This window comes from Gracilimonas sp. (assembly GCF_040218225.1).
Taxonomy (GTDB): Bacteria; Bacteroidota; Rhodothermia; order Balneolales; family Balneolaceae; genus Gracilimonas.
Map to the genome: position 1 here is coordinate 627,245 of NZ_JAVJQO010000004.1, position 20,696 is coordinate 647,940.

Consider the following 20,696-nt stretch of genomic DNA (forward strand, 5'->3'; position numbering starts at 1 on the left):
CTATTTAGCTGATTTTTGGCAATACCTGCGTTAATGCATATTCGAGGTGATCTTCATTGTCAATTTCACACCAATTCAGGTCGGGAAAGTGTGCAATATTAATCGGCTCTTCTTCCCGGGAATATCTAGCCAGCATCATTTCATAATCCTCACTGTAGTTTGCACCTGTTTGGTTATAATATGCTGCGAAACGCTGAATCAACCCATCTGATAGCACCCAGATGCCGGTCATAGCGCCTTCTGGTTTTGATTGGTTATCAATTTTTTTAGTGAGTTGAGATAACCGTCCATTTTCCGAGCTGAAATACACATTATCATCCAGGTTCAGCGGGGCAGAAGTGAAAATGAAATTTTTTGTTCTGTCGGTGTGCTTGTATTTATTGAAGACAGCAGGATCATATAAAATATCTGCTTCCAATAAATAAAACGGCTCATCCACCAATGATTCAAACATCAAAAAAGTGTAAATACTGGCCCGGGTGTCATAAAAAGGATTCTCTATAATTGTCACTTCTTCATACTTTTTCTCCAGGTAATCGAAGCTTTCGAGCAGGTGTCCGCAGCCAATTAATATGCTCTCAACACCTGAATCTTTTAAAGCCTGAATCGAATATTCAATTATAGGCAGGCCATTTAATGGAGTTAACGGTTTGGGTATTTCATCCCCGGTTACGCTTCTGAGGCGGGTTCCCTTGCCAGCGGCTAGTATAATGGCTGTTTTTATCTCCATATCATTGAGCATAAATTTTTTCGATTTCCCGGGTGATCAGCTTCCAGTCGTGTTGTGCGGCAATTTCCAGTCCCTTTTCAATTAAATTATTCTTGGCTTTGGCTGGCATTTCAATGTGATGTTTAACCAGTTTATAAAGTTCATCCGTGTTACCAGGTGGAGGAAAGTTTTCTTCCCCGTACTTTTTCCCAATGGTCAGATACCCTTCATTTCCGTATCCGGTAACCCTTACTCCAAGTGCCATCGCCTCCAGAAGCACAATTCCGAAGCTTTCCCCATACAAGGCAGGGGCAATCATAAGGTCTGATTCTAACAGTAGCCGGTTTTTCGCATGGTCACTCGCATTGTTATAAAAAGATACTTTTTTCAGTCCGTGCTCATTTACAAAGCTCTTCATCGCAGAAAGCTGTGGGCCATTTCCAACTAACTTCAGGGAAATTTTTATAGCCAACGGTTCATTCTGCAGCCTGCGATAGATTTCAAGCAATTCAAAAACACCTTTTCTGTTTTCAAAACGACCAACAAAAATGATCCTGAACTCATCATCCGGAGCTGAAGTTTTTTCCATTTTTCTGACGGTCTCAGTATCAATCCCATTAGGTAGAATCCGGAAGTTTTTTGGGAGATTTTTTGGGTCAGCGCCCATGGCTTTTGTCTGTGTTTCGGATACAGAAATAATCTCATCCATTTTGGGGAGATAGTATTTAGCCCCAACCTTCATCAGGTTTGCACCTATATGTTTGCCCAACCCACGGTCTGGTGGGGTGTCATGAAAGGTGCCAACTTTTTTTATAGAGTTTGGCAACATCCAAAGCAGTTGAGTTTGCATTACCGGGTTCCATATGGTGTGAAAGTGGATTACATCCGGTTTAAATTCATCAAAAAACTGCCTGATTGTTCTTTTTTCATTCGGTTTCAATACCGAAACATCGATTGAGGTACCCCACCATGGAATTCTTGTGCTGCTGGTTATATGTTTTACTTCACAACTAATTCTTTTTTCGTTTTCAGGTTTGCTGGGACTTGGCGCAAAAACCACTACCTTGTTATTTTTGCTGACTAATTCGTTACTTAATTGTTTAACATGGGTCTGAACACCTCCGGGAATTGATAAATCGTAAGGGCACACCTGAATGATATTCATATTTAAAAAGCGTCGATAATATATGAGTACTAATTATGCTATCGGTGAAACTCGGGTTTTTATGGATAGCAATCATTTTTTTAAACAGCTGACCACTGATGTTCAAAACGCCAGGCATTCCGTTTCGATACAATGCATGAGTTTTGAGGCTGATCAGGTTGGTACCAAACTTATTGAATTGCTCGTCAGCAAGCCAACACTGGAACGCACTTTATTAATTGACGATTATTCGCGGTTTGTTGTGAATGATACATTTCTGAATGGACCTCAGGGCTGGCTGAATAAAAACAATGCCCGCAGAGAGCGTGAGGCTTTAGACGGACTTTTAAAGAAAGCTGAGCAGGCTGGCATTCACATAAAATTTACCAGTCCCATGGGGTTTTTAATGCACAGATATCCAGCCCGGAATCATAAAAAAATGGTGCTCATAGATAAGGAGATATCATATCTGGGCGGGATGAATTTTACGGAGCATAATTTTGAGTGGAGTGATATTATGATTCGCCATACCAACCCTGATATCGCTTCAGCTCTTCAGGAATCTTTTCTGGCAGACTTGAATGAGACCACACCTCCACCGGTTACTGAAATTAGCCCGGAAACAGTGCTCTATGTGTTAAACGGGTGGAAGACAAGGGCCGCTTACTCAAATTTATTAGAGCGTGTTAAGTCGAGCCGTAAGGTGGTGGGCCTCTCACCCTACATTTCTTACCCTATGCTTGATGCAATCGCCGCCGTTTCTGAAAATATGGTGATCCTTCCAAAGGCAAATAATAAACCCTTAATGCATTATATACATAGATTTAAGCGGTACTCTGAAATAAATTTTAAATATGTATCAGGTAAAATGGTTCATGCAAAAATGCTTATTTTAGATGATGAAGTAGCTGTGTACGGGTCTTCAAATTTTGATGTGATCAGTTACTTTTTTGAAAAGGAAGTTGTAATGGTGAATAAAAATTCTGATCTGATAAAACAGCTAACTGCTTTTTCCTCACAATTAATCAATAAATAACCATAGATGTCTTCGAAGGGTTTTTTCAGCGAGTACGACAAGTCGATAAAGAATAAAATTGTTGAGGAAGGTTATGATCTTTATTTCAGTCGCCCCTGCGGATATGTGCTTGCCAGGTTTTTTCATAAGCTAAAATTTACCCCTACCAATATTTCTGTGTTAGGTATGCTGATTGGAGTAACCGGCGGGATATTATTGTATTGGCAGGATGTTCTGTTGTACACATCTATCGGGTTTGTACTGGTGACTTTTGCAGGATTGATGGATAGCGCGGATGGACAAGCGGCCCGCATTTACGATCAGCGTTCTGAAATGGGGAAGTACCTCGATTTTTTTAATGATATGCTGGTTTTTATCAGTTGCTATCTATTCGGGTTGCTGTATTTTACGGATACATATACTCTTGCCGGTATTCTAGCTTTGGGTCTTACTTCCGGGTATGTGCATAGCATCAAGTCGAACTTGTATGAATATTATAAGGGAGAATTTCTTCACTTTAGCCTTACCGACTCAAAACACCGTAACCCTCCGGTAGACCATATCAAAGAAAATTTTGACAGGTCCTCCTCTCTGCTTCGAAAGGTTACCTATCCCATCTTGATTGATTATGTGAAGCGCCAAAACAAGATTAAGTTCAGGAGCGATGAAACAACCCGAATTTTTGAAGAAGCGAGGGAACAGGATCCTCAAAAATTCAAAGAAATTTATGAACGTAACAGCCGTAAAATGCTGGCAGGATGGGCTTGGGTTTGCGGCTCAAATGTGATGCGAAATGGCATCCTTGTTTCCAGTTTGTTTGGGCGCATCGACATCTACGTAATCGCGAATATCGCCTCTTACGGGCTTTATTTATTAGTTGGGAAGAAGCAAAATCAGGTAGATCAGAGGATTATAAAGGAAATCCGAGATTGGGATCTTACTTCTTTATAAGGTAAGTCTGTACAAGAAGTGATGTAAGATATGTTGCCAGAAGTGTTACTGCTATTCCTGTAACAGCAAGAATTCCCACTGACTCCATCCCCGGATGATCGATAAACAGCAGTCCGATAAATCCCAAAATCGTGGTAATTGAACAGGCGGCTAATACTGGGAATCTTTCTGTAAAGAAATACCCAAAAAATTCTAACCTGTTGTTAATCAATGAGTCAACCAGGTGAATTCCATTGTCGGCTCCTACACCAATAATGATTGGGAAGACAATGACATTGTAGAGGTTAATGTCGAACTGGAAAACCGACCTGATGGTTAACAGAATGCCAATACTTAATAATAGCGGAGCTGCGGCAAGTGTCGCATTTAACAGGGAGCGGTAGTACACTAATAGTATCCCAAAGATAGTAAAGAGGGGTACTACAAAAAGAAATGTTGATTCCTGAATCAGCAGTTCAAGAATACTGGAAGCAATGATGGAAGTACTAGCCGCATAAAATGTTTTGCCAGAATCTAAACTAACTGAGCCAGAGCTTTTTCTAAACTGAATGGATGTCTGCCCGTTAGACAAGCTCATTGCCGGATAAATAATCACCAAAGGTGCCATACTCCCGTCCTTATAGAAAAAGCGATTTTTAATGTATTTCGGCAAGCCTTCAATAGTAGGGGGAATTGTGTTCAGGGCAATTTCAATAACCTCTCTTTCTTCTGCGTCCAGGTTTACCAGGAACTCTTCATTTTCGTCCAGCAATTGTTTGATGGAATCCACCTTTTGATTCTTAACATTGAACTCCAAATCATCGGCCGGGTAGCGGGTGGAAAATGACTCTACCCGTTCAATGTCCTTATACTGAGTTCCAATGCCTTCACTTATCTCAAAAAACAGCGCTTTTGATTGCTCAATGTTTTCGGTGATAAAGTATGATGGTTCGTGGTAGTCGCCACCTTTTTGAGTCTGTGAGCTGAAGGAATCATATAGTGTGGAACTTGATTGTGGCTCCAGGTCAGAAAAGTTAAAGTTAAAGCTAAGAGATTGTGTGCCTAAATAACCTCCAACAAAAGTTACCACTAAAAATAATGGAAGCGCGATTGAACGAACCGGCTTACCGAGTCTGAAGAACTGTGCATCAAATAAGTTCAGAGAGCTATTCCCGGCATTGGTGTTTTTTGTAACAGACGGCGAAAAAAGCAGAAACAGGTACGTAGAAAAGAGGTTCACCAAAATATTGATGAAGAAAATAATCCCGAATTGGATAAAGCCTTCAAATTCAGCAAAAATAAGACTCATTATTGCGAGACCGGTTGTCAGGCAGCTTAAGAGAATGGGGCGGGTAGAGAAGAGGTAGGATGATAATAATCTGCGAATCGAGGTGAGATTCGGTGGATGCTGCTTATTAGCTGAATACAGGTGGAGAATGTAGTCCAGGTTAATACCGAACAAAATGCTGAAAATAATACCGGTGAATACATTGATCTCATTAAATAAAAATGATGAAAGACCAATGGAAGTGATAAACCCGGAAAACAGCACGAAGAACATCAACGCCAAATCTATTACGATGTATCTTGCTTTATATGCCGACTTTCGGTTTATGAATATCATATAGGCTACAAGGAAACCAATGAGGCTTAACACACCTATCACAAGTGCTTTGGTTATCGAGGCTTGTACGTCATTAATTTTGTTGTAGTGATCGATGTAGGAACCTCCCCAATATAGCTCCAACCCAGCATACTCTTCCTCAATGCTGTTTTTCTCTTGTTGTAAAAGCAGGTAGGTCTGTTCAACTTGTGTATAGTCGCTTTTTGAGAAATCAGGCAGGAATAGCATGCTGATTACGGTACTATCTTCATTGATATTATACCGGCGGGTATTGGCGATATTTTCAAGAAGCACAGAAGGAACATTCCCTAATTCTAAATCCGGAGTTTCATCCACTACCTCATCATCATCAAAATTAACGTATAGTGGATTAGCTTCCAGTTTCTTTTGGGTGACGAAGTCTTTTATCTCTTTATAAAGCAGATCAAGTTCACTTTCCGTCATTAAATACAATGCAGATTTCCGGATGTCATATAAATCATTTTCTAATTCTGCACCTCTGAAAACCCGATTGCCGTTGTTTGTAAGCTCCAAAAATGTATCTCGAATAGAATGGGCAGCGTCAATTACCGGCTTATTGTCAACTGAGCGAATGATGAGTGAAAACCCACCTTCGGTAGAATTTAGTTGCTCAAGTTTTTTATAGGTGTTCAGGTGGTTGTTGTCATCGGGCAGAAGGGCTATCAGTTCGCCATTAAACTCCAGATTCATTGCCCGGTTTAGCAAGTAAGCAAATGAAATGAGGTAACCGACAACCAGAACGATCAGTATTTTACGAATCTTCATTTACGAATCAGCTTTAAGATAGGATCGAATCTCAGAAATCACGTATTTCAGGTCTTCTTCATACAAATCACCAATTACTGCCATACGAAATGTATCTGTTTCTGGTATTACACCGGGATAAACGGTGATGTTTTTTGTGTACAAAAAGTCATGGAAATGATCAAAGTCTTTAGGAAGAATGCCGGTTCTTTTTACTGCGATCAGAATTTTTGACTGTTGTTCATCCGGCAAATAAAACTCAAATCCGAGTTCTTTTAACCCGTCATATAAAACCTGCCAGTTTTGTTGATAGCGTATCCAGCGCTTTCCCGGTGTTTCTTTTAAGGTTTCTTCAATGGCTTGCTTAAATGCATAGCACACCTGAACCGGTGGAGTAAAGCGCAGTTGATTGTTCTCCTTCAGATATTTCCACTGCTTATATAAATTAAAATAAAAACTACCGGAGCTTTTTTCGAGAGATTGTATCTGATCTTTTTTGAAAATAACGAACGAAAGTCCCGCAACCCCATGAATGCACTTATTTGATGAGGCTGCCAAATAGCCGATCTCTAATTTACTTAGATCGATAGGATAGGCTCCGTATGAACTCATAGCATCCACGATCAGCGTGATATCCAGTTCATCGCAAAGTGAAGAGATTTCTTCCAGCGGATTCATCATACCCGTTGAGGTTTCATGATGAATAACTGCTAAATGCGTAAAATTTCCTTCCTGTAGTTTTTCTTTAATAGCTTCTAAATCTGGGTAATCACCAAACTCATGAATGGTTTCGTGGGGAAGCTGATAGGACTCACAAATTTGTTTCATCCTGATCCCATAAGCTCCGTTTGTGACAATCAGTACTTTTTTTGAAGTATCAAGGGCTGATGTCAATATAGCTTCAACAGCCCCGGTGCCACTGGCGGCAAATAAACAGGCTTCGTAATCATCCTGGCCATTACCGATTTCTAACAGGCCACTCACAATCTCATTCATGATCTGCCCGAATTCTTCTTCGCGGGGGCAGATGTCATTTACCACCAATGCGTCTTTAATGGTTTGCGAAGTTGTGCCGGGACCGGGGTTTAGTAAAATTTTTCGTTCAAGTTCCTGCATTGGTCATTCCTCTAAAAGAAATTGCATGAAATTACTTTTGTTTTCAGTTGGGGAAAGGGTGGGGCGTCCTAAGTCTGACCGGGCTCCGGTTTGTGTCATTATCTCTAGTAAGACCGGTCCTTTCGAGTTCAGAAAATCATCAAAGATTTTGTCCAGTGAGTTCAGGTCATCAACCCTGAATGTTTTTTTATATCCGCATCCTTCGGCAATCTTTCCAAAATCAACGGTAAACCCAGCTGTGGGCTGTCCTCCAACCGACTCATGGGCTCCATTGTTAATCAAAATGTGGTGAAAATTAGCAGGTTGTTGCTCACCAATAATAGCCAGAGCACCCATGTGCATGATCATTGCTCCATCGCCATCAATACAAAAAACCGACTGTTCCTTTTTCTGTAAAGCAATTCCGAGGGCTATTTGAGAAGCATGGCCCATACTGCCCACCGTAAGGAAGTCACGATGATGACCTTGTCCATGTTTTTCTCTGAGTTCGAAGAGTTCTCTAGATGTCTTTCCGGTTGTGGATACTACGATATCATCCTCACCGAATTTCAGTATAAGCTTCTCAAGCGCTTCTTCTCGCTTCAATGAATAAGATTTCTCCTTTGAATCGCCCTGAAAAGTATATCCCTCGAAAGTGTTTGGGGGAACCAGAAGCACATATGGGGAAGATTTCCTCTTCATGGTATCAAAGGCTAAAGCGAGCTGTTTTTCCACTTGTTGTTCATCACTGCTCAGAATAGTATATGGCAGCCCCAGCGCTTTCAGTTGTTCTTCCTGGGTTTTCCCAGGTTTGATGTGTTGCGGTTCGTCATCGGTTCCGGGTTGCCCTCTCCATCCAACAATAATCAGGACAGGAATAGAATAAACTTCTTCGTCAGTGAGAGAAGTAAGTGGATTTACAATGTTACCAAAGCCTGAATTTTGTAAATAGATCAGTGGTATTTTCCCGCTTGCCAGATGATATCCAGCAGCAATAGCTAAAGCACCGCCTTCGTTAGCAGCGATCAGGTCATTTCCCCTGTCAAAAGCATAAGAGCCGAAGTGCTTAAGCAGCGAATCGGGCACGCCTAGCATAAAGTCGACTCCATGTTTCTCCAGCTGGTTATATAAAAAAGCGGGTTTAAGCATAGCTATTAGTTTGGAAGTATTTCCAGAATATCTTTAATAGACATACAATATTCGTCAGCTTCAAGTGAGCGCTTATTGGTGAGAATTGATTCTGCTGTTCTTTTCATAGCAGGAAAGGCGCTGCGCAACAAGTGGTTCGCATAAATCACTACATTGAAGCCAGCCTCAATGAGTTCATCTTCGGTAAACTGATTGTACGATGAAGGCACCGAAATAGCCGGAACCTTATAATCAAACTTTTGATACTCTTTCATGAACTCTAAAATCTCTTCGCCATCTTTTTTCCGGCTGTGAATCATGATGCCGTCGGTGCCGGCCTCAATATAAGCCTTCGCTCGTTTCAGCGCTTCATCCATCCCGGCATTTGCTATCAAGCTTTCAATACGTGAAATGATCATAAAGTCTGATGTTACCTGGGCTTTCTTGGCTTGAGAGATCTTTTCACAAAAAACATCCACATCTTCGAGTTGCTGTTTCACATCTGTTCCGAACAAAGAGTTTCTCTTCAAGCCGGCTTTATCCTCAATGATCACCGCAGAGACGCCCAAACGCTCCATGTTTTTAACCAAGAGCTCAAAGTGTTCAACGGGCCCCCCGGTGTCGCCGTCCAAAATGATAGGTTTGGTGGTTACATCAAGAATATCGTTGATGGTTTGAATTCTGGATGTGCGGTCTACGTACTCAGTATCTGGTTTACCTTTGGCGGTAGAATCGGTCAGGCTACTCACCCAAATGGCATCAAATTCCCGTAGTTCACCAGCCTCTTCTACTTTAGTTTCCTCAACAATCAGGCTTGAAATTCCGTTATGGGCTTCCATGACTCTGACAATGGGTTTTGCTGAGATCAGGCGACGCAGCATTTTCCGGCGGACGTCAGGAGTGGTTCCAATTTCCCGTAATGCTTCCCGCAATCCTGATGATGAAATCCCTTCGGTATAATCAGGCTCAATAAGCTTTCCTCCCCACTCATCCAATAGGTTAATCACTTTTTGCCGAACATGTTTTTGTGGCCCTACTCTCCAATCGGTGCCATGCACAACATAGTCGGGCTTGAGTTTTCTCAGGTTGTCTTCGTAATCCAATGTTTTTTGGAGGATAACCTTGCTGACTCCTTTAATGTTTTCCAAAATACGTTTTCGTTCTTCATACTCCAGAAAAGGAATGCGGCTGAATTTGGTGACAGCTTCATCAGATAATAAACCAACGGTTACTTCTCCCAACTCTCTTGCCTTTTCAATAATATTTATGTGACCATGATGAATGAGATCTGTTCCCATCCCTACGTAAACTTGTTTCATCTAAAAGTGGATTGATTTTATTAAAGAGAGTCAAAATAAGGCAAGAATGAGTCAAATCGCAGTCTCTTTTAGAATTATATTGATTTTATTTTGCCCCTGATTCCAGTCCCGGCTTTTAAAAGATTCGGGAATTATTCTAATTCTGTTATTTTCTATGGACTCGTTTTTAACTGAATTCAAAACAAGGAGACATGCAGTCAGCGTCAGGACAACCATCCATTGAAGTGTTTGATATTACCATCATGGAGCCGATGGTAACCTTTACCGATCTTTGGATCACTTCAGTTTGTGTGTATGCTTTTATCAAGCTGACGAAGCTGAATAAACAAGGGAAGGTTCATCAATATATTCGATGGTACTTTTTGATTATGGCCATTGCTACTTTCCTTGGTGGAATTTTGGGACATGCTTTTCAATATGCGGTGGGTTTATCGTGGAAGCTTCCGGGCTGGCTGATTAGTATGCTGGCTGTGATGGCTATTGAACGGGCTTCCATTATGCACGCACAACCGGTAATCAATGATAAATTTGGCAAATTCCTGGAAGTGGCAAATGTGGTTGAGTTGCTAACCTTCGCTGTGATTACCTTCACAACGCTGAACTTCTTTTTCATCCAGGTGCATTCAGCATATGGGTTGGGGCTGGTGGTACTTCCGCTACATTTCCTGGTGTACTGGCGCACCCGCAATGCCGGCAGCCGTATTTTCTTTCTGACGGTGATTTTTGCCACACTCGCCGCTTTCTTCTATACCAGTGAAATTGGCATTCATAAATGGTTCAACCATTTAGATGTAGCTCATACCGTGATGGCTATAAGCATGTATTTCTTTTACCGCGGAGCACTGAGACTGGAGATCTTGAAACCAGAAGATATTATGGAAGATAAAGGGACTTTTTGGGGAACGGTGAAGGATGGTTTCAGGGGTGTGTCAGCTTAAGTAAAAATTTATATCTGAAATCCTAAATAGTGGTTTATAAGCGATAATTCTGTTTAATTGAGAAATCATTCAACTTTATGCCCAGATTATGAAAAAAATACTGACTCTTTTCTCAATACTATTCTTCTCTGCGGTGCTTCTCATGGGATGGTCGTCTTTTGGCGATGAATCAGTTCACTATAGTGACAATCTTAATACTCAAACTATTGCGTTTTCGAATGTGACTGTATTGCCGATGACGGAAGAGGGTAAGATTCTTGAAAACCAAACTGTACTTGTAAATGGTGGACGAATCACCAGAATAAGTCCGGCGGAAGAAGGTGATACAAAGGAAGGCACATATAATACGGTTATCGACGGTACCGGAAAGTACCTGATGCCCGGCCTGGCTGAAATGCATGGACACGTTCCTCCAACCAATCCCGGCCCCAATGCACCATCCTACTTTAATGATGAGTACGTAGAGCACACACTTTTTCTGTATGTGTCTGCTGGAATAACAACCGTTCGGGGGATGTTGGGCTATCCAAACCAGCTGGAATTGAAAGACAAAGTAGCTCATCGAGAATTGATCGGGCCGAATTTATATCTGGCGGGCCCGAGCTTTAATGGAAATACAGTCTCATCTCCGGCACAAGCCCGGGAACGTGTAAGACAGCAGAAAGAAGAAGGCTGGGACTTACTGAAAGTTCATCCCGGTTTGACTCGCCCCGAATACGATGCCATGGCGGAAACAGCGAATGAAATTGGCATTCATTTTGGTGGCCATGTACCTCAGGATGTAGGAATAATCCATGCCATAGAGATGGGGCAATTAACGATGGATCATATTGATGGATATGTAGCTTATCTGAACCAATTTGAAGGAAGTGAAAAGAAAACCAAAATGGCGGAAATCATCCAGATGACAAAAGATGCTGGTGTTTGGATTGTGCCTACACAAGCACTCTGGGAAACCATCATTGGCGCGGCTGATTATGAAGCTATGAAGCAGTACGATGAGTTGAAATATATTCCGGATGCTGTAAAACAGAATTACTTCAACTTTGCAGAAAATCCTCAAACAGGTTATGCGATGGGTGACCCTCAGGCTCAGGCTGAACTGCGCCGGAAGCTGCTGGAAGAAATGAATAAAGCCGGAGTTAAGATCCTGATGGGTACAGATGCTCCACAGCTTTTCAGCGTGCCTGGTTTTTCAATTCATCGCGAACTACCGCTGATGAAAGAAGCCAATATGACCAACTATGAGATCATCCGGAGCGGCACCAAAAATGTAGGTGAATACTTTGCTGATTGGGATGACTTTGGAACGATAGCAGAAGGTCAGCGTGCGGACCTGATTCTGGTCAATCAAAACCCGCTGGAAGATTTGTCGGCAATTCGAAACCATTCCGGTGTAATGGTACAGGGAACATGGTATTCACGCGAAATGATCGACAAAAAGCTGGCTGAAATTGAGACCTATTATGCCCAGTAGATAGGTTAGTTGTTTAATAAATCATCGACTTTATTTTCCAGCTGATCAACTACACCGCCTTTGATGGCTTCGGTAATTGCTCGTTCAATTAATGGCTTGATTACTTGTTGTACACTTTGCTGAACGGTATTACTTCCATCTTTGCCTATTCCGTTTAGTTCAAAAGACTCGATGGCAGCGGTAGCCGTTCTTTCTCTATCTATGTCAGTACTCACAGTAACCTGTCCATTTTCAATGAGCAAATGCTCAATGATCAGCCTTGTTTCTGAAGAGCTTTTAGATGATAGGCTCATATTGTCATTAAGTGTTTTCAGGTTTGCTCCAAATCCCTGCTGCTCAAAATAAAGCTGAGGTGATTTTACCGTAATGTCCCTGACTATAATTTCATCAGAAAGAAGACTTCCCAAATCAATTCTGATGGAGGCTTCCTGAATACTGATGGCATTTTTATCACTAAACTTATCTGGATTTGCGACTGTAAAACCCTCTATACTTCCTGAACCATTAAAAGGTGAAATATTCACATTATTTACTTTCACTTGTGTCTGTAATAATCTGGATCCATTTTCTTCAATTCCCGATTTTATAATTCCATCCAGGGAAAGAGTTAAAACCAGAAATCCGGCGACAATAACAGCCAGAATTCCGCCAAAGATTTTAAAACCTTTATTTTTCATTCTTTTTGTTTAATTCATATTCGGTTAATTAAAGGGGTTAAATGCTTTCTTGTTCCATTTTCTACTTTTTACGATAGAAGCCTTTTCTCCCAGCTCTTTTTTTATAAATTAAACCAATTAACACTAACTACGAAACCACTACTATGAAGCTAACCAAAAGCCTTTTGCTCGCTTTGGTTTGTGCTCTTTTGTTTGGGGTAAATGGATTTTCACAATCTACTCCACAGGCATTTACAGGTGCTCAAATCATACCAATCTCCGGCGAGCCGATAAATAACGGAGTTCTTGTTGTTGAAGATGGAAAAATAACGGCCGTTGGCGGTCCAAATACTCGTATTCCTCGCGGTGCTGATGTGCATGATATGTCTGGTAAAGTAATTATGCCCGGACTTGTGGATACGCACTCACACATTGGAGAAGGAGATGGCGGAGACCGTTCGTCAGCATTGCACCCTGATGTGCGCATTATGGACGCAATCGACCCACGAAGTGATACATTCCGAAAAGCACGTGCGGGAGGAATTACCTCAGTTAATATCATGCCAGGTTCCGGACACTTGATGAGCGGTCAGACTGTTTACCTGAAACTCCGTGAAGCCAACACCATTGAAGATATGCTGATTTATCTGGATGAGGACAAAACTATTTATGGTGGCTTGAAAATGGCCAACGGAACGAATCCGTTAGGTGGAAGTGGGTTCCCTGGAACACGGGCAAAATCTGCGGCTATGGTTCGTTCCTTATTTGTGAAAGCTCAGGAGTACAAAGCAAAAGTTGATGCTGCGGACGGCGATGAAAGCAAAATGCCTCCCCGTGATATTGGAATGGAAACGTTGGTCGAAGTGCTGGAAGGGAAAAGAACGGTTCACAATCACACGCACCGACATGATGATATTTTAACGGCCATTCGGTTGTCGGAGGAGTTCGGTTATGAACTAGTTCTTCAGCATGTGAGTGAGGCCTGGAAAGTAGCAGAGGAAATTGCTGAGGCTGGTGTTCCTGCTTCAATCATTACCCTCGATTCTTTTGGAGGAAAGCTGGAAGCAGCTGAAATCAAGAATGCGAATGGTAAATACCTTGAGGATGCCGGAGTGCTGGTTGGCCTTCATACTGATGACGGTATAACCGACTCCCGTCTTTTCCTAAGATCTGCAGCATTAGCAGTTCGCGAGGGAATGAGCAGAAAAGGAGCACTTGAATCCGTAACCATCGCCAATGCAAAAATGATGGATATTGAAGACCGTGCCGGAACGCTTGAAAAAGGCAAAGATGCCGATTTTATTATTCTTTCCGGCGACCCGTTCAGTGTGTACACCCATGTGGAACAAACCTGGATAGAAGGTTCCAAAGTGTGGGATCGTTCTAATGAAGAAGACCGAAAATACGCGGCTGGTGGATATGAAATATTCCGCGGCGAAGTTCACACGCATCATGAAATGGGAGGTTCACAATGAGATTATTCAAAAAACTATTATTAATTCCGGCACTGCTTCTGGTATTCAGTTTTAACACGGCTGAGGCACAAATAGCAGTTAAAGGAGAAACGGTTTATACCATGGCCGGTGACCCGATCACCAATGGCGTGGTGCTTATCAAAGATGGAAAAATCGAACGGGTAGGTTCGGCTTCTGACGTAAATATTCCATCTGATTATGAAGTACACGAGGCTAAAGTTGTTACTCCGGGTTTTATCGATGCACATTCTGTGGTTGGCTTAGCCGGACACCTGAATCAGGATCATGATCAGGATCAGCTGGAGACCTCCAGTGCCATTCAGCCCGAGCTCAGAGCTATTGACGCTTATAATGCACGAGAGGCATTGGTTGGACACTTACGAGATCATGGCATCACTACGGTACATACCGGTCACGGACCCGGTGCTTTAATTAGCGGTCAGACAATGATTGTGAAAACAGCGGGTGAGACGGTAGAAGAATCGACGATCGTTCCTGCAAAAATGCTGGCATTCACGCTTGGCAATAATATGAGTCGTGAGATCAGCAAGCCGGGAACACGTTCCAAAGGAATTGCCATGCTTCGGCAGGAATTCATTAAAGCTCAGAGCTATCTGGAAAAGAGAAATGGGGACGAAGAATATTCCATGGATCTGGGCATGGAAGCACTGGCCGATTTATTGGAAGGAAAGCTGACTGCTTTGGTCACCGTTCATAAAGCCAATGATATCATGACGGCGGTTCGGTTACAGGAAGAATTCGGATTTCCAATGGTATTGGATGGAGCCGCGGAAGCTTATTTGATTGTTGATGAATTGAAAAAAGCAGGGCACCCGGTCATTATTCACCCAACCATGATTCGAACCTACGGCGATAGCAAAAATGCCAGTTTTGAAACAGCTGGAAAGCTGTATGAAGCGGGTATTCCAATTGCTTTCCAGAGCGGGTACGAAGGATACGTTCCAAAAACCCGGGTAATCTCCTATGAAGCAGGGGTAGCCGCAGCTAATGGTTTGGGAATGGAAAATGCGCTAAAAGTACTTACCATCGATGCAGCTGAACTACTGGGTATTGATAATCGCGTAGGTTCACTGGAAGCTGGTAAAGATGCCGATGTAGCCATGTTTGATGGCGATCCGCTGGAGTACATAACCAACGTAACCGGGGTTATCATAAACGGTGAGAAGGTGAAGTAAAAGAGACTCTCTATATCTTCATCGTTGTCATCCTGAACTTGATTCAGGATCTGAACAGGCTCTAAATATGAGTTTGGGATGATCACGTTAATAGTTAAATCATTGTGATGCCAAAAAACTATAAAAAAGCGACAGAGCCGGAGGATATTCCGGCTCTTTTTGTTGAAGCCTGGATGAAGCGGGATGCCGATATGCTGGCTTCATTATTTTCTGAAGATGCCGAGTTTGTGAATGTGGTAGGACTGTGGTGGCACAACCGGTATGATATCCGTGAAGCGCATGCCTATGGCTTTGAAAAGATATTCAGTGAATCGGATTTAGTACTTCGAAAAACATCGGTTAAGAATTTATCCGATGATATTGCCGTGGTTCATGCCCGAATGCGACTCAAAAATCAAACGGCGAAAGGGGAAGTCAAAACACCTTCACTCCGTCAGAATATTTTCAGCTTTGTAGTTCAGAAAAAGGAGGGGCATTGGATATGTGTGTCAGCTCACAACACTGACATTATACCCGGCGCAGAGACAAACATCATTGATGAAGAAGGAAAATTTAAATCGGTCAATTACCGGAAGTAAGAATACAAGCAGTCATTCCGCACGTGATGCGGAATCTCCCTGAAATATTTGGGATATTGCACAAGGAGAACGCGGATCAGGTCCGCGATGACAGAATAAGTTAAATTATGAAACCCATCACCTTCAAATCTCATATCGATTACCTGCCAAAGCTGAAGCTTACCCACATCACCGTACCGGCGGAAATTGTGGAAGAAGTGGGCGGTATTGGTACACGACTGATGGTTTCCATTGGCAGCCATAAAGCTTTTCATGGCGGAATGGTCGCTTTGGGAGGAGGAGATGCCTATATCACCGTAAATAAAAAGCGGATGAAAAAATATGGGATGAATAAGGGAGATGAAGTTGAGGTGACGCTCGAATTAGACCACAGTAAATACGGGATGGAAATGCCGGAAGAATTAGAAGCTTTGCTAGAACAGGATCATGAAGGTGAACGACGGTTTGAAATGCTGGCACCTAGTAAACAGCGATACATTATCCACTATGTATCGCAGGTAAAAAGCAGTCAGAAGAAAATAGACCGGGCCATCATGCTGATCAATAACCTGAAGGCTCTTCCCGAAGATGAATTTGATATGCGGAAGTTGTTAGGGTTGCCCCCGAGGGATTAGAACATCGAACAAGAAACACTGAACTTCGAACGGGGAAGTTCAAAGTTCAGTGTTTAGTGTTCAGTTCAATGTTCGAAATTAATTCGCTGTGCTTCCGCTGATGGTGTGGCCGAAGAAAACGGCGTTGGCAAACAGTTTATTGGTTCCATACCAGAAAGCACGGAAGTTTGGATTGTCTGCCATGGCGATAACCCTTCCGCCACCTAATCGGCTCACTACAATAGCAGCAGAGCCTTTGGCTTTTTCGAGATTCTCATCATTACTATAACCGCTGGCTAGTGGATTATCGGTGTAGTAGAGCGGTGTTGAATATGGATTCTCGCCTTTCTTCATAAAGGTAGTTGTACTGCGGAAAACCGTGATGTCATCATCATTGTATCCGTAACCAAGCGGATGGGTAAGGTCGAGCTTGGCATTGAAAATAGAACCACCGATGTATTCTGCTCCCGAATCTGGACCTTGTTTCACATATGGACGAACCTGCACTTCTTCTTCCTCACCTTCTTCATCTTCCTCACCTTCTTCATCTTCCTCGTCCTCATCATCAATAAATTCGATATTGGCCAAGCCCTGAGATTCTGCCCAGCGAAGCGCATTTCGATAAGCGATCAATGTTCCTCCTTCACGAACCCAGTTTTTCAGGTTTTCTGCAGCACGGTCGTTCATTCCGTAACCACTGGAAATAATCACGTTGTAGCGATCGAGATCTGCTCCGTCCAGTTCATTATACTCAAGAATACTAACCGGCATGTGGTAACGCTGGTCGAAGAGGTGCCACACTTCGCCTACTTCGTATGAGCTGGTTCCCGATCCGCCAATGATAGCTACTTTAGGATCCTGAAGGTTCTCAAAGTTATTACTTCCCAAATCAATTCCCGCAGGGGTTAATCCGGTTGGGAGATTATAGACCGTCAGCCCATCTTCTTCCGTGATGGTTTGAATAAGCTCGTGTACTTTTTCGGGATGATCCTGAACTCCCATCGGTATTACAATGGTGCCATAATCAAAGTCTTTAGCTCCGTTTTCAGTGACGGATTTAAAGGTTCGGGAAGCAACTTTAGCCCGGACTCCATTAGCTAATAACCTGTACAGGGCACGTGGAGCATAATATTCATCCCACTCAAAAGCATAAGCATATCGGGCCTTTCCACCGTTGAGTTCTCCGTTTAAATCTAAGTCTCCCAGGGAGAAAGCACCGCCCAGCATATTGCTGTTATATCCCCGGTTCAATTCTGCAAAAGGCAGGTTGAAAGCATAAGGCATGGTCCAGGCAGATACATCATAAAACAGGCTGTCAGTGAACTCGGTGCGCCGCTCAAACAGTGCAGTAATCAGCTTATACTGCTTTTGGTTGGTGGGTACGATATAAGCTTTTCCGGCTTTGAAGTCATTATAGTCTCTTGCCAGTTCGTACACTTCAACCTGGTTTCGCTTCAGCATTTCGGCCAGGTGCTTGGTTCGGGCCTGATCAGCTTCCTCCCCAAATACATATGCCTTGATAGATGCATCACCAGCTTCTTCGGCTGCTTCCTGGTAAAATTCCCGGGTGTTAGCGAGTAACTCTTCCTTGAGGCTCTGGGCGGCTTCCAGTGTGGAAAGGGAAGTAGTAAACTGGTTGAGAATGGTAAACGGAAACTCAAGAATTCCATGGATGCTTTCCTGTGCATGTCCGCGGGAACTGGCTTGCTCAAACAAAATTCCAATCGAGCCATTAACATCCGGATAAGTAGAGCCTTTTCCGTAATAAAAGTCATCGAAGCTTTCTTTAGAGTAATACAATGATTGAATTTCGTCCAGCGCATCGGCGTGATATTCAGCAATAGCCCCGGTTAAATCCTGATTTCTTTGCGGGGTGATTGGGTGCGTTCGCGAAGGAATTCCAGGCTGAAAAAAGAAGGTCGCATTGGTTCCCATCTCGTGATGGTCAGTCAAAATCTGTGGCACCCACTCGTGGAACTTAGCCACACGACCTTTACTCTCGGGGTGTTGCATTAGCAGCCAGTCGCGGTTCAAATCAAACCAGTAATGATTGGTTCGACCGCCGGGCCAGTTTTCATCAAACTCCCGGCTTTGAGGATCGGTAACCAGCACGTTTTTACTTTTGTGGATATTCGCCCAGTGTGCAAACCGGTTCAGCCCATCCGGGTTGATGCTTGGGTCTATCAAAATTACCGTATTATCGAGCATCTCATTAATCTCAGATCCCTGCGCTGCGGCCAGGTGATATACAACTGCCAGCGATGCATTGGAACCACTTGGTTCATTTCCGTGCACACTGTAGCTCATCGTAACCACAACGGGCATTTCAGCAAGATTCAGACTTTCAGATTGAGAAGCATCGGTCAGCTTTAAGTGCTCTTCTTTAATTGCATCAATATTTCGTTGGTTTTGGGGTGAGGTGATAGTGAGCATCAACAGCGGGCGGTTTTCGTAAGTGCGTGCATATTCGGTGATAGTGACCCGGTTGGATACTTCCGCAACGGCATACATATAATTCACCAATTGGTCGTGGCGAACGTGCCATTCCCCCAGTTCAGCACCAAGAACATCTTTAGGAGTAGGAATTTCAGAATTGTAGCTAACGCCATCCGGCAGGAAATAATCAAGGGTGACGGGCTCAGGATTCAGAACCTGGGCGTGAGTCATCACCCCGAATAGCAGAGAGAAAAGAGCAGTAAAGAGAGCTTTCATAATTCGTTTGATTTGTGCTGGTTGATACTTCAATAACGCGTTGAATGGTACCAGTTCAAAATGAAAAAAGTTTTTAAAAGTTCCTCGCTGAGCCGATAAGGGTTTTGCCACTAAAGCGCTAAAGCAAGAAAAAGAGGTTTGATGGTATTAGGCATAAACTCAAAAAGGTATTCCGCAGCAGAGTGAGGTCAAGTTTTTAAAAGTATTTGAACTTATATACTAAGAGTCTACGTAATTATAGGATAGCGGACAGAACATGAATGGTCCGAAAGATCAATCAAAAGGGTACTGAATAATGGCATATACTTTCGAGAAAGCAGGACAGTCTTTAGACAAACTTCCTTTTAAGGATCGTTTGAAGGCGGTTGGGGCATTAGTTAAAAATACATTTACTGTAATCGGGCGTGATGAAGATATCATCAAACCATGGATTCGTATGGCAATCTATAACTTTGTGATGGTAACCCTGTTCTTTTATTTTGTGATGGGTAATTGGTATGAATTTCCACTGGAAGGGTGGGCGTTATTCATTTCTTTCCTTTTGTTTTTGTACAAGCACTTTTACCACAACAAGCAGGAAGTAAGGTTAAGCTGGACGGTAAATCAAACGATTATTGGAGAAGATCCTTCTTATAGAGGAGCAACGGTTTATAGTAAAAAAATTAAGTCTCAAACCCGTAAGCTTGCATGGTTCGACATTGGCATGGCGCTAATGGAAAAAGGGAAATTTGTTGGGAAGGGGATTGTGAATGCAATTTTGAACCTGATTATATCCGGAATAGAAGAAGTATGGGATTTGGTTAACCATTATTTGTTGCCATCGGTCGCTGTCGACAGGCTGGAGATAGGTGAAAGCGTAAAAAAAATGAAGAATCTGAAAAATCAGGTTCCCGAAACTCTGGTGGGTGTTTTTGGTATCGATTTCCTGGGAAAAATAGTAGGAAGAGTTGCAGTACCTATTTATGTTATGTTGATATTGTTAGCAGGTTTTCTAGGCGTGTTTGCTACCGACTACTTTCCTGCATCAGAGATAGACTTCAATGGAGAACCAACTATGATAACCTTTGTCCCAATGGTTATAGCCGTGTATATGGGTAAATTATTCAGTAACCTTTTCGAGCGGGTGGTTACATCGGTAAAGGTTGTCTATTTCACGGTTTTCTATACAAAGATAACGCACCCGGAAACCATTATGGATGAGCTTAAAGATGAACTTACAGACTACTTGAAGTTGGATCAGCTGGATAAGGTCGATAATCTGGATGAGCAAGAGTCGATGGAAGTAGAAACCGTTTAGTTATTTGGCAATCCATATCTGAATATCAACAGATTTGCATGTTGT

17 protein-coding genes are annotated in these 20,696 nt (G+C 42.6%); 9 read left to right on the forward strand and 8 right to left on the reverse strand.

Features of this window, described 5'->3' with window-relative positions; genetic code table 11:
- Window positions 1–4: 4 nt before the first annotated feature.
- Both RIB15_RS06860 and RIB15_RS06865 read right to left on the reverse strand, forming a co-directional pair.
- Window positions 5–730 carry a phosphocholine cytidylyltransferase family protein gene (locus RIB15_RS06860; protein WP_350201409.1) on the reverse strand — a complete coding sequence of 242 codons (726 nt, stop codon included), beginning with the start codon at window positions 728–730 and terminating at the stop codon, window positions 5–7.
- Between the two features lies 1 nt (window position 731).
- Window positions 732–1,874 (reverse strand): glycosyltransferase family 4 protein, encoded by a 1,143-nt coding sequence (locus RIB15_RS06865; protein WP_350201410.1) that lies wholly within the window; start codon window positions 1,872–1,874, stop codon window positions 732–734.
- Window positions 1,875–1,896: 22 nt separating this feature from the next.
- On the opposite strand from RIB15_RS06865, the gene RIB15_RS06870 reads away from it, so the two are divergent.
- Both RIB15_RS06870 and RIB15_RS06875 read left to right on the forward strand, forming a co-directional pair.
- Complete coding sequence (locus RIB15_RS06870) at window positions 1,897–2,889, forward strand: phospholipase D-like domain-containing protein (RefSeq protein WP_350201411.1); 993 nt, start codon at window positions 1,897–1,899, stop codon at window positions 2,887–2,889.
- A 6-nt stretch (window positions 2,890–2,895) separates the two neighbouring features.
- The gene (locus RIB15_RS06875) at window positions 2,896–3,819 is read left to right on the forward strand and encodes a CDP-alcohol phosphatidyltransferase family protein (protein ID WP_350201412.1); all 924 of its coding nucleotides are present in this window, start codon (window positions 2,896–2,898) and stop codon (window positions 3,817–3,819) included.
- Here RIB15_RS06875 and RIB15_RS06880 read toward each other — a convergent pair.
- Genes RIB15_RS06880 through aepX form a run of 4 tightly spaced genes read right to left on the reverse strand, consistent with a single transcriptional unit; the run spans window position 3,806 to window position 9,729 of the window.
- A complete protein-coding gene (locus RIB15_RS06880; protein ID WP_350201413.1) occupies window positions 3,806–6,208 on the reverse strand; it encodes an RND transporter family protein in 2,403 nt (800 codons plus the stop codon). The two genes, RIB15_RS06875 and RIB15_RS06880, sit on opposite strands and share 14 nt — an antisense overlap.
- A complete protein-coding gene (locus RIB15_RS06885; protein WP_350201414.1) occupies window positions 6,209–7,303 on the reverse strand; it encodes a 2-aminoethylphosphonate aminotransferase in 1,095 nt (364 codons plus the stop codon). It abuts the gene before it with no gap.
- A gap of 3 nt (window positions 7,304–7,306) precedes the next feature.
- Window positions 7,307–8,431 (reverse strand): phosphonopyruvate decarboxylase, encoded by a 1,125-nt coding sequence (aepY, locus tag RIB15_RS06890; RefSeq protein WP_350201415.1) that lies wholly within the window; start codon window positions 8,429–8,431, stop codon window positions 7,307–7,309.
- A 5-nt stretch (window positions 8,432–8,436) separates the two neighbouring features.
- Window positions 8,437–9,729 (reverse strand): phosphoenolpyruvate mutase, encoded by a 1,293-nt coding sequence (gene aepX / locus RIB15_RS06895; RefSeq protein ID WP_350201416.1) that lies wholly within the window; start codon window positions 9,727–9,729, stop codon window positions 8,437–8,439.
- A 191-nt stretch (window positions 9,730–9,920) separates the two neighbouring features.
- On the opposite strand from aepX, the gene RIB15_RS06900 reads away from it, so the two are divergent.
- Together RIB15_RS06900 and RIB15_RS06905 are read left to right on the forward strand one after the other, a co-directional pair.
- The gene (locus tag RIB15_RS06900; protein ID WP_350201417.1) at window positions 9,921–10,667 is read left to right on the forward strand and encodes a DUF6962 family protein; all 747 of its coding nucleotides are present in this window, start codon (window positions 9,921–9,923) and stop codon (window positions 10,665–10,667) included.
- A gap of 88 nt (window positions 10,668–10,755) precedes the next feature.
- Entirely contained in the window at window positions 10,756–12,144 is a 1,389-nt protein-coding gene (locus RIB15_RS06905) for an amidohydrolase family protein (protein WP_350201418.1), read from the forward strand.
- Window positions 12,145–12,149: 5 nt separating this feature from the next.
- On the opposite strand, the gene RIB15_RS06910 is transcribed toward RIB15_RS06905, so the two are convergent.
- Window positions 12,150–12,821 (reverse strand): DUF748 domain-containing protein, encoded by a 672-nt coding sequence (locus RIB15_RS06910; RefSeq protein ID WP_350201419.1) that lies wholly within the window; start codon window positions 12,819–12,821, stop codon window positions 12,150–12,152.
- 143 nt (window positions 12,822–12,964) lie between these two features.
- Between RIB15_RS06910 and RIB15_RS06915 the strand changes: the two genes are divergently transcribed.
- From RIB15_RS06915 to RIB15_RS06930, 4 genes are all read left to right on the forward strand, one after another.
- Window positions 12,965–14,275 (forward strand): amidohydrolase family protein, encoded by a 1,311-nt coding sequence (locus tag RIB15_RS06915; RefSeq protein ID WP_350201420.1) that lies wholly within the window; start codon window positions 12,965–12,967, stop codon window positions 14,273–14,275.
- Window positions 14,272–15,471 carry an amidohydrolase family protein gene (locus RIB15_RS06920; RefSeq protein ID WP_350201421.1) on the forward strand — a complete coding sequence of 400 codons (1,200 nt, stop codon included), beginning with the start codon at window positions 14,272–14,274 and terminating at the stop codon, window positions 15,469–15,471. Before RIB15_RS06915 ends, RIB15_RS06920 begins: the two co-directional genes overlap by 4 nt.
- A gap of 107 nt (window positions 15,472–15,578) precedes the next feature.
- On the forward strand, window positions 15,579–16,049 hold the full coding sequence (locus RIB15_RS06925; protein ID WP_350201422.1) for a YybH family protein: 471 nt from the start codon (window positions 15,579–15,581) through the stop codon (window positions 16,047–16,049).
- A 107-nt stretch (window positions 16,050–16,156) separates the two neighbouring features.
- On the forward strand, window positions 16,157–16,663 hold the full coding sequence (locus RIB15_RS06930) for a YdeI/OmpD-associated family protein (RefSeq protein ID WP_350201423.1): 507 nt from the start codon (window positions 16,157–16,159) through the stop codon (window positions 16,661–16,663).
- 78 nt (window positions 16,664–16,741) lie between these two features.
- Here RIB15_RS06930 and RIB15_RS06935 read toward each other — a convergent pair whose 3' ends face one another.
- A complete protein-coding gene (locus RIB15_RS06935) occupies window positions 16,742–19,354 on the reverse strand; it encodes a M14 family metallopeptidase (protein ID WP_350201424.1) in 2,613 nt (870 codons plus the stop codon).
- Window positions 19,355–19,649: 295 nt separating this feature from the next.
- Between RIB15_RS06935 and RIB15_RS06940 the strand changes: the two genes are divergently transcribed.
- Window positions 19,650–20,651, forward strand: a complete 1,002-nt coding sequence (locus RIB15_RS06940; RefSeq protein WP_350201425.1) for a hypothetical protein — start codon at window positions 19,650–19,652, stop codon at window positions 20,649–20,651.
- Window positions 20,652–20,696: the final 45 nt, after the last annotated feature.

Excerpts from the sequence above, each read along its gene's own strand:
- RIB15_RS06885 (WP_350201414.1), bottom strand. The coding sequence starts at position 7,303 with ATGCAGGAACTTGAACGAAAAATTTTACTAAACCCCGGTCCCGGCACA.
- aepX (WP_350201416.1), bottom strand. The coding sequence starts at position 9,729 with ATGAAACAAGTTTACGTAGGGATGGGAACAGATCTCATTCATCATGGT.
- RIB15_RS06865 (WP_350201410.1), bottom strand. The coding sequence starts at position 1,874 with ATGAATATCATTCAGGTGTGCCCTTACGATTTATCAATTCCCGGAGGT.
- RIB15_RS06880 (WP_350201413.1), bottom strand. The coding sequence starts at position 6,208 with ATGAAGATTCGTAAAATACTGATCGTTCTGGTTGTCGGTTACCTCATT.
- RIB15_RS06900 (WP_350201417.1), top strand. The coding sequence starts at position 9,921 with ATGCAGTCAGCGTCAGGACAACCATCCATTGAAGTGTTTGATATTACC.
- RIB15_RS06870 (WP_350201411.1), top strand. The coding sequence starts at position 1,897 with ATGAGTACTAATTATGCTATCGGTGAAACTCGGGTTTTTATGGATAGC.
- RIB15_RS06875 (WP_350201412.1), top strand. The coding sequence starts at position 2,896 with ATGTCTTCGAAGGGTTTTTTCAGCGAGTACGACAAGTCGATAAAGAAT.
- RIB15_RS06930 (WP_350201423.1), top strand. The coding sequence starts at position 16,157 with ATGAAACCCATCACCTTCAAATCTCATATCGATTACCTGCCAAAGCTG.
- aepY (WP_350201415.1), bottom strand. The coding sequence starts at position 8,431 with ATGCTTAAACCCGCTTTTTTATATAACCAGCTGGAGAAACATGGAGTC.
- RIB15_RS06905 (WP_350201418.1), top strand. The coding sequence starts at position 10,756 with ATGAAAAAAATACTGACTCTTTTCTCAATACTATTCTTCTCTGCGGTG.
- RIB15_RS06920 (WP_350201421.1), top strand. The coding sequence starts at position 14,272 with ATGAGATTATTCAAAAAACTATTATTAATTCCGGCACTGCTTCTGGTA.
- RIB15_RS06910 (WP_350201419.1), bottom strand. The coding sequence starts at position 12,821 with ATGAAAAATAAAGGTTTTAAAATCTTTGGCGGAATTCTGGCTGTTATT.
- RIB15_RS06915 (WP_350201420.1), top strand. The coding sequence starts at position 12,965 with ATGAAGCTAACCAAAAGCCTTTTGCTCGCTTTGGTTTGTGCTCTTTTG.
- RIB15_RS06925 (WP_350201422.1), top strand. The coding sequence starts at position 15,579 with ATGCCAAAAAACTATAAAAAAGCGACAGAGCCGGAGGATATTCCGGCT.
- RIB15_RS06935 (WP_350201424.1), bottom strand. The coding sequence starts at position 19,354 with ATGAAAGCTCTCTTTACTGCTCTTTTCTCTCTGCTATTCGGGGTGATG.
- RIB15_RS06860 (WP_350201409.1), bottom strand. The coding sequence starts at position 730 with ATGGAGATAAAAACAGCCATTATACTAGCCGCTGGCAAGGGAACCCGC.
- RIB15_RS06940 (WP_350201425.1), top strand. The coding sequence starts at position 19,650 with ATGGCATATACTTTCGAGAAAGCAGGACAGTCTTTAGACAAACTTCCT.